Source organism: Leuconostoc sp. S50, from assembly GCF_016624925.1.
Lineage (GTDB): Bacteria > Bacillota > Bacilli > Lactobacillales > Lactobacillaceae > Leuconostoc > Leuconostoc pseudomesenteroides.
Map to the genome: position 1 here is coordinate 83454 of NZ_JACVUE010000003.1, position 13006 is coordinate 96459.

Below are 13006 nucleotides of genomic sequence, written 5' to 3' on the forward strand. Positions count from 1 at the left end.
CCTTATTGCAACCGAACACGTGGATCAACAATTGCCGTCAAAATATCCGTAATCAAGATCATAACCATCAGCATCAATGCATATACGATAGTAGTTCCCATGATAACTGGAAAATCTTTAGTGGGAATTGAGGAAACGAATTGTTGCCCGATACCTGGAATTGAGAAAATATTTTCAATCAATGTGGAACCGGTTAACAAACCAGCCGCCATTGGTCCAATCAATGTCAGGACAGGAATCATAGAGTTACGGTAGGCGTGTTTATTAACAACTTCTTTCTCGCTCAGACCTTTGGCTCGAGCCAATTGTACATAATCAGAACTCAATGATTCAATCATTTCAGATCGAACAAATCGTGTCACAACAGCTGCTGGTGAAACAGCCAGCGCCAATGTTGGCAATACTGATTGTGAAAACGAGTCTCCCCAGCCTGATACTGGGAATAATGGCCACTTGAAACCAAACAAGTACAAGAAGATAATACCTAATATGAAACTAGGCACTGAAATACCAAGTGTTGAAACAACACCCAATAGACCATCAATCTTGTTATTTTTATTACGCGCTGATGCGGCACCCATGAGCAAACCAGCAATAACGCCTACAACCAGGGCTTGTGCGCCAAGTTGTGCAGAAATTGGTAGACGCTGACCAATCAGCATACTAACACTTTGGTTTTGATATTGGAATGATGTTCCAAAATCACCACGAAAGGCGTTTACCAAGTAATGAAGATATTGTTGCCAAAGCGGCAAATCCAATCCATATGCTTTGTTCAATTGGGCAATCATTTGTGGCGTTAGCTTAGGGTTATTGAACGGTGTTCCAGGCATAATTTGCATCAGGAAAAAAGTTGCAGTAATCACTAAGAATAACGTGAAAATCAAAAGCGCCAATCGCTTTAAAATGTATTTCACCATAGTCTTGACTTCCTAATAAATAAGAATTGACATATGTCAATTCTCATTTTTAATTAAATGTAGTTTAATTCTATCATAAATTACTTACTTACGGTAGGCGTATTTGAAATCAATGTTCAATCCAGTAGTGTTAGTGATAATGCCCTTAACACTTGGACGAGCCAATGAATATCCTGCACGGAAGTACAATGGGTTGAAGTTAGCTTCTTTATACAAAGCAGCTTCAGCAGTCTTGTAATCTGAGTCACGTGCTGCATCATTCAAAGCGTCTGTTGTCTCTGCCTTGTTAACAGCTGTAGTATAGGTCGTATTCTTGAATTGACCATCATTGTATGAAGCACCATCCTTAAACAAATCATAGAATGTTGAGCCTTCTGGATAGTCACCACCCCAAAGAGATACAATAGCATCAAAATTTTGATTTTGTGCATCTGACAAACGTTGCTTGAATGGGACAAACTTTTCTTCAACCTTCAAGCCTGGCAAAGCCTTTTGTAGTGAACCTTGCAGGTAATCCAAAGTTGTCTTGGCAGTTGAACTGTCAGCATCAGAAGTGATTGTCAAAGTCATCTTTGTTTCACCAACTTCTTTCAAACCTTCAGCGAACAACTTAGCAGCTGCCTTAGCATCGTACTTGTAGCCAGGTGCTACGTACTTAGCCAAATCTTCACCTGATGCAGTCTTAGCCAAACCTTGTGGTGCTAAGCCAGTAGCTGGTGTTGAAATACCAGATGTTACTTGATCAACCAATTCTTTACGGTTAGTTGCAAGATTCAAAGCCTGACGAATCTTCGTGTTAGCTAAGAACTTGTTCTTACCGGTTTGGTTATATTCGATATAAGCTGTGGTTGCTTCGGGAACCTTCACCTTATCCTTATTGCTCTTGTTGGCAGCATATAGTTCAGGTGTTGAGATTGAAGCGCGGTCTAGCTTGCCTTGCTTATACAATTGAACGGCCGTTTCTGGCTTTTTAACAACAGAGTAGTCGATTTCTTTTGTCTTAACACTCTTGGCATCCCAATAGTTATCATTTTTTACTAACTTAAAGCTGTTGTTAGTACCATTCCATCCTTCAAACTTATAAGGACCAGAATATAGTTGCTTTGCAGAAGTTGTACCATACTTCTTACCTTGCTTTTCAACAAAGCTTTGCTTTTGTGGCATGAAATTAGCAAATGTCAACAAATAGTTAAATTGTGGCATTGGGCGTTCAAGCTTGAACGTAATAACATTGCCCTTTGCTGAGACACCCAAAGTGCTAACTTTAGCTTTACCTGCAGTAATGGCATCAGCATTCTTCACACCTGAGGCAAGGTAAGAATATTGTGAAGCTGTCTTTGGATCAACAATACGTTGCCATGAATAAACGAAGTCTTTTGCTGTCAAAGATGAACCATCAGACCACTTCAAGCCACTTCGCAAAGTTGCCGTATAAGTCAAACCATCTTTTGAAACCTTAACTGACTTAGCCAATTCAGGAACAGCCTTACCCTTGGCGTTCACACGCAACAAGTTGGCGCCTGTGTTACCAATAATTGTGCCAGAGTAAGTATCCGTATTCTTTGAGATATCCAATGTTTGGATTTCTGTTGGAAAAGAAAACTTAAGTGCGCTGGATGATTCATTTGAACCACCCCAGAGGCCTGCGGCGCGGGTTCCGCCACCTACCACAACGACAACGGCTGCGCCGATTGCCCATTTTTTCCATGTATCCATGTTAATATATCCTCCCGATATACTTTTTTGCTAACAATGATATTAGTTTACCATGTGTATTTCTCATTTGCAATTCATTTTGTTATCTTTTAAGATTTTACTGTGATTTAACGTATAATATAACGTTTTTACTAGAATTGCACTGATAACGCGAACCTTATTTGAACCTTTTATCACAATTAGCGTTAATTCTCTCTCATCAATTTAAGCTAACTTACTATCAAACCATCTTGCAATCAATGACAAGCCATAGTTTAGTAAGAAGTAAATTAGGGTAATCACAATCAACACAGGAATGATATACGTTGAATTCTGTGCATAGATAATTTGACCACGATAAGTCATTTCTGACAAAACAATTCCCATTGCCAAACTCGTATCCTTAACCAATGATATTAACTGTGAAATAATTGGTGGAATCATCTTCTTGTAAGCTTGTGGCAATACAATGTAAAACATTGTTTGCAAGTTAGAAAGACCGTTGGCACGTGCACCTTCAAACTGACCTTTATCAATTGATTCAAGTCCGCCACGAACAATTTCAGCCAACATTGAAGACTCAAACGTACTCATAGCAACCACTGTTGCCCAGAATATCGGCAAGTGAATGCCTAATTTTGGTAAGGCAAAATAAACAAAGAAAATAATCAATAGCAAGGGTAAGTTACGGATAATATTATTAATTGTCCCAACGAACTTTGAAAAATACGGTAATCTCTCAAATTGAATAATACCGATCACCGAACCTGCAATGAAACTTAAAATAACTGAAATAACTGAAACACCAACTGTAATGCCTAAACCACCCAACAAATATTGGACGTTCTGTGGTGTAAAGGCGTCAAAAATTCCTAATGTAACCATAATGTCCTCCTTAAGCCGCGTGCTTTAGTTTACGTTCAAGATGCTGCATGTAGTAACTCAATGGTAGGGTAATCACTAGATAGAAAAGCGCAACAATAATGTATGTGCCAAACGTATCAAATGTGTTAGCTGCAACCATATTACCTTGATACATCAAATCAAGACCACCGACAAAAGCCAAAATAGATGAGTTTTTTACTAAATTAATGAATTGATTACCCAGTGATGGCAAGGCTATTTTAAACGCCTGTGGTAAGACAATGTGTTGCATCGCCTGCCAGAAAGATAAACCATTAGCACGAGCACCTTCCATTTGTCCACTGTTCACTGATAAAATACCCGCGCGGACGGTTTCTGCAATAAAGGCTGATGTGTATAGTGATAGGGCAATCGTCCCAGCGGTGAACCCATTCATTGGTATCATTTTCGCAACAACTAAGAAGAAAAAGAAAGTGATAATCAACAAGGGAATATTACGAAAAACCTGAACGTAAATGTTACCAATTTTTTGTACCCATTTTTGGGGTAAAATTTGCAAAATAGCAAAGAAAGTACCCAGAATCATTGAGACAACTAGCGCAATAACACTTGATAATAACGTATAACCGAATCCTTGCAAAAATGTCGAAAAATTATTCTGTAATAAATCCATTATTTCGCCTCCAATTCATGCCAATCGAGACCCGGCACATTGCTGAACCATTTTTTAATCAATTTATTGTATACACCATTTTTCTTCAATGTAGCCAAGGCTTTATTGGTCTCTCGAATCATTGGTCCTTGATCATTATCAAAGGCAATACCATAAGGTCCGTGTGTAAATGTGCCACCAACAATTTGATAATCAGGGTTTTCAGTTGCAAAACCATATAAGATCGCATTGTCGGTTGACATTGCTTGACCTTGTCCGGCCTTTAATGCTTGCATGCCAGTTGCATAGTCTTGAACGGCCAACAATTTCGCTTTAGGTGCGAACTTTTTAGTTTCTTCCGCAGCTGTTGTACCTACGACCACGATAATCGTGTACTTTGAGTCATTCATATCCTTAATTGACTTGATGCCCGAATCTTTTTTAACTAGAATTGATTGTCCGGCATCAAAATACTGTTTTGTAAAGTCAATAATTTTTTCACGTTCTGGCGTGATAGTCATTGTGGAAACAGTACCATCAATATTGGTATTTTTTAAAAGTTGAATTTTTGAGGATGATGAAACGGGTACAAATTCAGCAGACATCGGCACACCAGTTTGCTTGGATAACTGTACCGTCAGCGCTTTGGCAATATCAACATCAAATCCTTTAGAAACACCAGTTTTTGTATCCATCAAACCAAATAATTTTGTATCTGCTTTAACACCCCACACAATTCGACCCAGTTTTTCAACACGTGCCAAAGTGTCTTGATGTTCTTGATTTTTCTTAGCGGTAGCTGTTGCCCACATTAGACCGAGGACAATAACGGCAGCTAAGACGATTGTGGCAATAATGCCGAATTGTCTTTTTTTAGCTTTTTCCATAATAATGTTGCATTAAAAATTTTACCGATTATTGTTGGCATCAATAAAATTTTTAACACTTTTCCTCCCAATCTAAATTTTAGTGATGCTCGACCTGGCTCAAGAATTGTTGCGCTCGTGGTTCACTTGGATTATTAAAGAACGCTTCCGTTGAGCTATCTTCGAGAATTTGACCATCAGCCATAAAGATAACACGGTCAGCAACTGCCTTAGCAAAACTCATTTCGTGCGTCACAACTAGCATGGTCATTGACGAATCTTTAGCAATGTCACGCATAACATCCAAAACATCACCAATCATTTCTGGATCCAACGCTGAGGTAGGTTCATCAAATAAAAGCGCCTTTGGTTGCATGGCCAGTGAGCGAGCAATCGCAACACGTTGCTTTTGACCACCAGAAAGTTCGGAAGGCATATTAGCAGCCTTGTCTGCCAAGCCGACTTTTTCTAACAATGCCATTGCCATTTTTTTGTTTTCAGCTTCGTCTCTTTTTAAAACAAGACGTGGTGCTAACATGATGTTTTCAATTGTTGACTTGTTATCATACAAATTAAAGTGTTGGAACACCATGCCAACATTCTTACGAATACGGTTGATGTCAGTTTTAGGATCATGAAGATCAAAGCCGTTGACAAGTAACTGACCTTCTTGAATTTCTTCCAATCCATTAACGGCACGAATTAAAGTTGATTTTCCTGATCCTGATGGTCCAATCAAAACAACTGTTTCGCCCTCATCAATTTCCAAATTAATGTTCTTAAGTGCATGAAAATTCCCGTAATATTTCTCAACATTCTTAAATTCAATCATTGACATGACCTAATTCTCCTTTTCACTCGTTGTGATTGCCTTAAGCACTCACGATATCAAAAAAACTGGACGAACGTAGAGTTCTAGTCCAGTCTGTTCTAGTTCCATTTTACGCACATTTTGTCAATTTAGTCAAAGTTATGTCAGGTTTTATAACAAATATATTAATTTCAACCTTTATTCAACAATAGCATCATTGGCGCCTTGCAAACGATACAAGTCATAATAACGTCCTCTCTGCGCTAACAACGACTCGTGCGTACCACGTTCAACGACTCGTCCTTCATCCAAAACAAGGATTAAATTAGCATCTTTAATGGTAGATAGTCGATGCGCAATAGCAATAGTTGTCCTATTTTCGCGCATTTTTTTAAGTGACTTTTGAATCAAGGTTTCAGTCTCAGTGTCGACATTTGCCGTTGCTTCATCCAAAATTAAAATTTTAGGGTCTTGCACAATAGTTCGTGCAAAGCTAATTAATTGTTTTTCCCCGGCAGAAAAACCAGAACCGCCTTCTTGAACTTTGGCGCTATATTGATTATCTAATTTTTCAATGAAAGTATTGGCACCTACAAATTCGGCAGCTTCCCTCACACGCGCGTCAGAAATACTGTCATCATACATTCGGATATTAGAAGCTACATCACCAAAAAACATAAACGGTTCTTGCAAAACTAATCCCATTTTTTGACGTAAGTTTTTCATGCTAATATCTCGAATATCCTGCCCGTCAATCAAGATTTCGCCACTTTGAAACTCATAAAAACGCATCAATGTATTTATCGTTGAGCTTTTCCCAGATCCTGTATGTCCCACCAAGGCGATCGTTTCCCCTGGATTAGCTGTAAATGTCAGGTCCTTCAGAATTTGATGCTGACTATCATAACTAAAATTAACGTGCTTAAATTCTATCTTGCCATCGGTAACATCGCCTTGCGCATTAACATTTTGAGCAGGGGAATATGTTTCATCCGCTAAAATACCCAAAATTCTGTAGCCAGACACCAATCCTTCTTGAAATGGACTGAATAAACTCATAATATTTTCTAATGGTCCAAAAATGTTATTTAAATAGGTAGTAAATGCATAAATTACACCAGCGGCTACCACTGTATGCATTGACAATTCACCGAAATACCAAAGGATTAGCACTGTTGCACCACCTAATAACATGTCAATCATAGGCTCGAGTAATAATGCATCTGCCTTAACCATTTTAAATCTAGCATTAAAGTATTCACCGTTAATTCTTGAAAACTCTTTTTTAAAGCGGTCTTCTTGGTAAAACTCTTGAATCACATCAATACCAGTAATACTTTCAGCAATTTTTGCATTCAGTGCCGACAACCTTTCTCGCATGTGCCGAAAAAGGCTCGATGAAAATCGCTGATAAGCAATGATACTAGCAACAATGAAGGGCACAACGACTAACATAAGTAGCGTTGCTTTCACATCAACTGTCCACATACCGATATAGGCACCAATCATACTCATGACAGCAAATGTTAATTCCATAAAAAATCGCCAAAAGTCAGCAAGCGACGCTGTATCATTGTTCACACGCGTCACTAATGATCCCGCAGGTACTTGATCAAAAAATCGCATCCCTAGCGTGTGCAATTTTTTAAAGACACGAACTCGAATATCCTCTAAAGCATATTCACCCGCCACCGAAAAGTAATAGGCATTCAAAGCATCCGTGATTGCCTGTAAAATCCGAATGACAGCCACCAATACAGCAAAACTAATTGTTATCTGTAAAGGGACACTCGTCGTTTGATGCAAATAGTTTGTCATATAATACGAAATCACACGTGGCGCGGCGGCCTGCAATAATGCAAAAGCGGCCCCAATTGACAAAGCCCAAATGAACATCGCTCGAAATGGCTTAGCCATCTTGATTAACGTCCAAATAACATGAAGTTGTTCTTTTACGGGAATACTTTTAGCCCAAACTGATTCATTTTTCTCAGGCATCATTTTCCTCCTTTGCAGACAACTGTTCATCTAATTGTGTCGCTAATTGCTGTTGCGCATACATATGCGCGTACCAACCGTTTAACGCTAACAATTCCGCATGCGTACCGCGTTCCTTGATTTGACCATCGTCAAAAACAATAATTTCATCAGCATTCATGACCGAACTAATACGATGAGCAGCAATAATAGTCGTTTTATCTTGTCGTTCTGCTTTTAACGCACCCAAAATTTGTTTCTCCGTGCGTGCATCAACAGCTGATAAGGCGTCATCTAGTATCAAAATTTCTGGATCAACAATTAAAGCGCGCGCAATAGCCAAGCGTTGCTTTTGCCCACCAGATAAGCTAACACCATGTTCCCCTACCTCTGTTTCATAGCCCGCTGGAAAACCTAAAACATCGTCGTGAAAGGCAGCTTTTTTTGCAGCTGCCTCAACTTCTTCCCTTGTTTTAGTCAAATCTGCAAAGCGAATATTATCCAATACTGTCGTTGAAAACAAAAAGTTTTCTTGTGCCACATAGCCAATTGCTTTCAGATAAGCTTTTAACTTATATTGTTTGATATCAAAACCACCCACAGTGATATTTCCTTGATAATCGTCAAACTGACGCAGCAGCAATTTGATTAGTGTGGTTTTTCCGGCACCGACACGGCCAACTAACCCTAGCGTTTCGCCAGCTTTGATTGTCAAATGAACATCAGATAAAGCAGTTGTTGTCTCGTCATCAGGGTACTTAAATTCATCAATGTTTATGGTAACATCCCCATGAGCTAAAGTTTCACGACCTGATTCATCTTCAATAATAGCCGATTTTTCTGCCAGAATTTCCTGAACTCGCATGTATGATGCGTTGCCACGTTCCAACACATTGAATAATTGTCCCAAACCAAACATTGGCCAGACTAACAAACCTAAATAAGTAGAAAAAGAAACCAGTTGACCAATCGTGATTGTCTGATTTGTGACCAAAGAACCACCATACGTCACCATAACCACATAACTAATTGTCATCACAAGCGTTGCCATGGGCCCAAACATTGAATCAATTCTAGCCACCTTTTTATTGATTGCAATTGTGTTTTGGACTTCACTTGTAAAAGATGCGACGTCTTGTTGTTCTTGTCCTAAAGTTTTAATCGCTTTGATTCCAGCAATTGATTCTTGTGATTTATTAGAAAGCCGTGAAAAAGCTTCTTGCGAGGCAGTAAAGGCACGTCTAATCTTTGGTGACAAATAGCGGACACCCCAAGCCAGCAAGGGCAGTGGCAAAACACCAATCAGTGTCAAGCGCCAATCGACAACAAAGGCCATTGAAATGACTGTGAATATAATAATAACGATCGAATCAACTAGCATTAACACACCACCAGAAGCAACTCTTTGAATTGCCGAAAGATCATTAGTTGCATGTGCCATCAAATCACCAGTACGACGACGTTGGTAAAACGTCGTATCCATTTGCATATAATGATCAAATAATTGTTGCCTTAATGTGCGCTCTAACAAAGCTGACCCTTGAAATATATGCGTGATCCATGCATAACGAAAGCCATACATTAAAATCGAAAACAGTAGAATGCCACCACCATAAATCAATAAATTTTGACTGGTGACTTCTCGCGCTACTAAAATATCGGTAAACCGCCCAATAAGCGCTGGCGATACCATTTGTGAAATTTCCGTCAGCAACAAAAAAGACAACCCTAAGATGTAGAGCCGCTTATTGGCCTTAAAAAACCACATTAACTTACTAAAAATACTCATTTTCTCTCCAAACTAAGCAAAATTAAAGTTATCTAATAACATATCATACTTTTATAACAGTTGTATATATTTTTATCTAAAAACTATTATAACTACTGCCATTGCTACAAAGAATAAAAGACTACCCCAAACAATCTGTGCTTTCTTTTTAATATTCATCACACCAGAAAACTCGCGCAAAAAAGCAATAATTCGATATGGGAAAGGGCTCTTACCACCACGCCCACTAGCAGTTACCTTTTGTTGTTGCGCTAATGTTGCACCCCGCAAAATGTGATAATCACTACTATAAAAGGTAAATGGCGTGTGTAACATTTCTGATGAATTTCTGATGTTTTCAAACGTATTGCGTGATTGATCTTCTAACCTTGTCTTTTCAATCGGGACATGAAGCTCTTTCACAGCATAATCTCGCATGGCTTGAGCCTCTGATATCAGCTCATCTTCCCCCTGACCACCTGAAAAAACAATCATCGGATAGGGCGTCATTTGTTTAGCATCTTTAACAGCTGCTTTAATACGTTGACTAACAATGCGACCAACAAAATAGCCATCAACCAATCCACCGCCCAATACCACCAATGGACCTACTTCGGGACGCTTGACAACCAATCCGTAAATCAAACTCGTAATGAAAAAACGTAAAAATTGCCATAACACAAATAAAGCCAACCATGAAATGACACCGCGTAATTGCCAGATATCTGATGGCAGCCATTGTGGTAAATAAATAGAGACATTGAGCACAACATAAAAAATAATCATGCCCGACAAAATGATGTTAGTCACTGTATGCCCTGACTGATGCCACTTCTTATAGCTATAAAACAGCAAAACTAATAAAAGACTCAATCCCAAAAAATCACCAATCATGCCAACTATCAATGCAACATGATAAACGACATTATTATCAGGCCGAAAAAATGTATACATGAAATACCCAAAAACGGCAAGCATAAAAAGCACGTATGCGCCAACTTGTAAAGACGCCACATTCGTCCTAATTTGGTAATTCAGCAATATAGCTAAGCTGAAAAATACGATGATTATAATGATTTCATTGATTATCATGCCTCAATTGTAACACGCCACCCACACCGATATTGCATGATCTTAATCTTTAAAAAATGAATGATAATAAAAAAGCGCTTACTGGCACTTTTTTATTTTGTCACTGGAAACTTCTCGGACGCACCTTCCGGCACCTTAACTAAGTTGAGTGCTACAAGACGCTCTGCAATTTGAACCGTATTCCATGCCGCACCTTTTAGTAGATTGTCTGACACAACCCACATGTGGAAACTATCATCATTTTCCAAATCAGGACGTACACGACCAACAAATGTCTCGCGTTTACCAGCTGCATTAACTGGTTGTGGATATAATTGTTCTGCTGGATTATCTTCTAGCACAACGCCAGCAGCTGAACGCAAAGCTGCTTGAATGCTAGCGGTTGTCGCTCCGGCGCCGTCATTAGTTTCAAAATAAACCGTTTCCCCATGTCCAATAGGTACAGGGACGCGTACAGCTGTACCCGTTACTTTGACAGCTTTAGAATTTTTGTCACCAAACATGATTTTCTTAGTTTCATGGATCATTTTCCATTCTTCATGTGTATAGCCATCATCTTCAAAAACGTCGATTTGTGGTAATAAGTTATATGCCAATGGATAATGATGTTGTGCCCCTTTGACAGGTAAAATGTTAGCGTGTACTGGTTCACCAGCATTATAAGCAGTTGTTTCGGCCACCAATTCATTCCAAGCAGACTGACCAGCACCTGACGCAGCTTGATATGTTGATACTATGACCCGCTTCAACCCAAATTGTTGTTTAATAGGTGCTAATGCGACCACCATTTGAATGGTCGAGCAATTAGGATTTGCGATAATGCCATTATGCGATGATAATGCGCTTTCATTAACTTCAGGAACAACGAGGGGCACCTCATCGTTCATGCGCCAATAACTCGAGTTGTCAACAACCACTGCCCCGCGTTTAACTGCTTCTGGCGCATATTGGGCTGAAACTGAGCCACCACCACTTGCCAAAACCAAATCAACACCATCAAAGCTGTCTGGCGCGGTCGCTTCAACGGTAATTTTTTCACCTTTAAATTCTAATTGTTTACCTGCTGATCGTGGTGAAGCCAATAATTTCAACGAATTTACTGGTATTGTAGACTGTCCCAGTTGTTCAATAAGTCTCGTCCCCACAGCACCCGTGGCACCTAAAATAGCGACATTATATGATTTTGTCATGATTTTCTCCTAATCTACTAAAATACGATGTATCCGTTCATGGAAACCTGTGGTAATTTCCCATGGTGCTAATTTGGCATATTGCGCGACATCTTCTACCGTGTTTTCTAAATCACCGTCCACGCCGATAAATGTTACTGTTGTGCCAAGTGGATATTCATGTGGCAACCGAATCATCAATTGATCCATGGCGATTTGTCCTACAATTGGTACATATTGTCCGTCAACAATCACATTAAAACCAGTTAATGAACGCAACCAACCATCTCCATAACCAATAGGAACTGTCCCAATCCACTCGTCTTCGGAAGTAGTATAAATATGAGAGTAACTAATGCCTTCTCCAGCTGGTAATTTTTTAACAAAATTCATCTGACTACGTAATGATAATACGGGCATCAAATCATGTCCATCAGCTAACTCACCACGAGATGGTTCAATACCATAAATCACAGTGCCAACTCGAACAACTTCATGTGGTACTTCATTTGGATGATATAATGCTGCACCAGAATTCGCTACATGATAATACTCAGGTTTTGGTAAACCGTCAGTCAAAGCATGCCAACGTTTGAGCTGCTTCTCAAAATAGCGAGTGTCAGATGAATCGGATTCAGCAAAATGGGTGCACAAACCGACATATTCGAATTTATCTGCATGTGCCTGTACAAAAGCAATTGCTTCGGCCACCTCAGAACGTTCTCGAAAACCAATGCGCCCCATTCCCGTATCTAGTCCCAAAGTTACTGGCAAACGCTGTTCACCACTCAAGTGTTGTGCTGCTGTTTTCAGCCAATCTATCGAGACAACTGTCGCCATAATATGTTGCACAGCCATTAATTCGGCGTACTCTGCTGGTGAAATGCCTAGAATCAAAATAGGAACTGTCAAACGTTGGTGTCGTAGCGCTAGCGCTTCATCAATGATAGCAACAGCAAGGCCGTACACACCACCGGCCACTGCAGCTTCAGCCATTGTATGCAAACCGTGACCATAACCATTTGATTTTACAGCTAGAAAAACTTTATCAGCACCAGAAGTAGCTTTAACCACTTCAATGTTATTTTTAACTGCCGCCAAAGAAATTGTCATTTCAGTTGGTCTTGTAATTGCTTCTACCATTAGTTCCTTTAAGTGCGTCCATTAAATCAATGTCGCACACTCGCCTTTC

General features: G+C 39.5%; 11 protein-coding genes. All 11 read right to left on the minus strand.

Annotation, left to right across the window (positions count from 1 at the left end; genetic code table 11):
- Window positions 1-2: 2 nt before the first annotated feature.
- The 11 genes from IAE53_RS04290 to alr all read right to left on the minus strand — a co-directional run bounded on the left by IAE53_RS04290 (window position 3) and on the right by alr (window position 12957).
- Window positions 3-920 carry an ABC transporter permease gene (locus tag IAE53_RS04290; protein ID WP_139967604.1) on the minus strand — a complete coding sequence of 306 codons (918 nt, stop codon included), beginning with the start codon at window positions 918-920 and terminating at the stop codon, window positions 3-5.
- A gap of 84 nt (window positions 921-1004) precedes the next feature.
- The gene (locus IAE53_RS04295; RefSeq protein ID WP_148423365.1) at window positions 1005-2636 is read right to left on the minus strand and encodes a peptide ABC transporter substrate-binding protein; all 1632 of its coding nucleotides are present in this window, start codon (window positions 2634-2636) and stop codon (window positions 1005-1007) included.
- Window positions 2637-2840: 204 nt separating this feature from the next.
- Window positions 2841-3500, minus strand: coding sequence for an amino acid ABC transporter permease (locus tag IAE53_RS04300; RefSeq protein ID WP_010295938.1), 660 nt, complete (start codon window positions 3498-3500; stop codon window positions 2841-2843).
- Between the two features lie 10 nt (window positions 3501-3510).
- Window positions 3511-4152, minus strand: coding sequence for an amino acid ABC transporter permease (locus tag IAE53_RS04305; protein WP_148423364.1), 642 nt, complete (start codon window positions 4150-4152; stop codon window positions 3511-3513).
- Entirely contained in the window at window positions 4152-5018 is an 867-nt protein-coding gene (locus IAE53_RS04310) for a transporter substrate-binding domain-containing protein (RefSeq protein ID WP_010295944.1), read from the minus strand. The genes IAE53_RS04305 and IAE53_RS04310 overlap by 1 nt, the downstream gene beginning before the upstream one ends.
- A 79-nt stretch (window positions 5019-5097) precedes the next feature.
- Complete coding sequence (locus IAE53_RS04315; protein WP_148423363.1) at window positions 5098-5835, minus strand: amino acid ABC transporter ATP-binding protein; 738 nt, start codon at window positions 5833-5835, stop codon at window positions 5098-5100.
- Between the two features lie 171 nt (window positions 5836-6006).
- Window positions 6007-7806 (minus strand): ABC transporter ATP-binding protein, encoded by a 1800-nt coding sequence (locus IAE53_RS04320; RefSeq protein WP_148423362.1) that lies wholly within the window; start codon window positions 7804-7806, stop codon window positions 6007-6009.
- Window positions 7799-9574: an ABC transporter ATP-binding protein gene (locus IAE53_RS04325; RefSeq protein WP_188353355.1), complete on the minus strand. Its 1776-nt coding sequence runs from the start codon at window positions 9572-9574 to the stop codon at window positions 7799-7801. Before IAE53_RS04325 ends, IAE53_RS04320 begins: the two co-directional genes overlap by 8 nt.
- A gap of 72 nt (window positions 9575-9646) precedes the next feature.
- Window positions 9647-10645 carry a YdcF family protein gene (locus IAE53_RS04330; RefSeq protein ID WP_167497515.1) on the minus strand — a complete coding sequence of 333 codons (999 nt, stop codon included), beginning with the start codon at window positions 10643-10645 and terminating at the stop codon, window positions 9647-9649.
- Between the two features lie 92 nt (window positions 10646-10737).
- Window positions 10738-11835: an aspartate-semialdehyde dehydrogenase gene (locus IAE53_RS04335; protein ID WP_148423360.1), complete on the minus strand. Its 1098-nt coding sequence runs from the start codon at window positions 11833-11835 to the stop codon at window positions 10738-10740.
- A 9-nt stretch (window positions 11836-11844) separates the two neighbouring features.
- A complete protein-coding gene (gene alr, locus IAE53_RS04340; protein WP_148423359.1) occupies window positions 11845-12957 on the minus strand; it encodes an alanine racemase in 1113 nt (370 codons plus the stop codon).
- Between the last annotated feature and the right edge of the window lie 49 nt (window positions 12958-13006).

What these genes read in the sequence shown, in the direction of transcription:
- IAE53_RS04335 (WP_148423360.1), bottom strand. Translation starts at nt 11,835, where the DNA reads ATGACAAAATCATATAATGTCGCTATTTTAGGTGCCACGGGTGCTGTG.
- alr (WP_148423359.1), bottom strand. Translation starts at nt 12,957, where the DNA reads ATGGTAGAAGCAATTACAAGACCAACTGAAATGACAATTTCTTTGGCG.
- IAE53_RS04310 (WP_010295944.1), bottom strand. Translation starts at nt 5,018, where the DNA reads ATGGAAAAAGCTAAAAAAAGACAATTCGGCATTATTGCCACAATCGTC.
- IAE53_RS04320 (WP_148423362.1), bottom strand. Translation starts at nt 7,806, where the DNA reads ATGCCTGAGAAAAATGAATCAGTTTGGGCTAAAAGTATTCCCGTAAAA.
- IAE53_RS04330 (WP_167497515.1), bottom strand. Translation starts at nt 10,645, where the DNA reads ATGATAATCAATGAAATCATTATAATCATCGTATTTTTCAGCTTAGCT.
- IAE53_RS04315 (WP_148423363.1), bottom strand. Translation starts at nt 5,835, where the DNA reads ATGTCAATGATTGAATTTAAGAATGTTGAGAAATATTACGGGAATTTT.
- IAE53_RS04325 (WP_188353355.1), bottom strand. Translation starts at nt 9,574, where the DNA reads ATGAGTATTTTTAGTAAGTTAATGTGGTTTTTTAAGGCCAATAAGCGG.
- IAE53_RS04305 (WP_148423364.1), bottom strand. Translation starts at nt 4,152, where the DNA reads ATGGATTTATTACAGAATAATTTTTCGACATTTTTGCAAGGATTCGGT.
- IAE53_RS04290 (WP_139967604.1), bottom strand. Translation starts at nt 920, where the DNA reads ATGGTGAAATACATTTTAAAGCGATTGGCGCTTTTGATTTTCACGTTA.
- IAE53_RS04300 (WP_010295938.1), bottom strand. Translation starts at nt 3,500, where the DNA reads ATGGTTACATTAGGAATTTTTGACGCCTTTACACCACAGAACGTCCAA.
- IAE53_RS04295 (WP_148423365.1), bottom strand. Translation starts at nt 2,636, where the DNA reads ATGGATACATGGAAAAAATGGGCAATCGGCGCAGCCGTTGTCGTTGTG.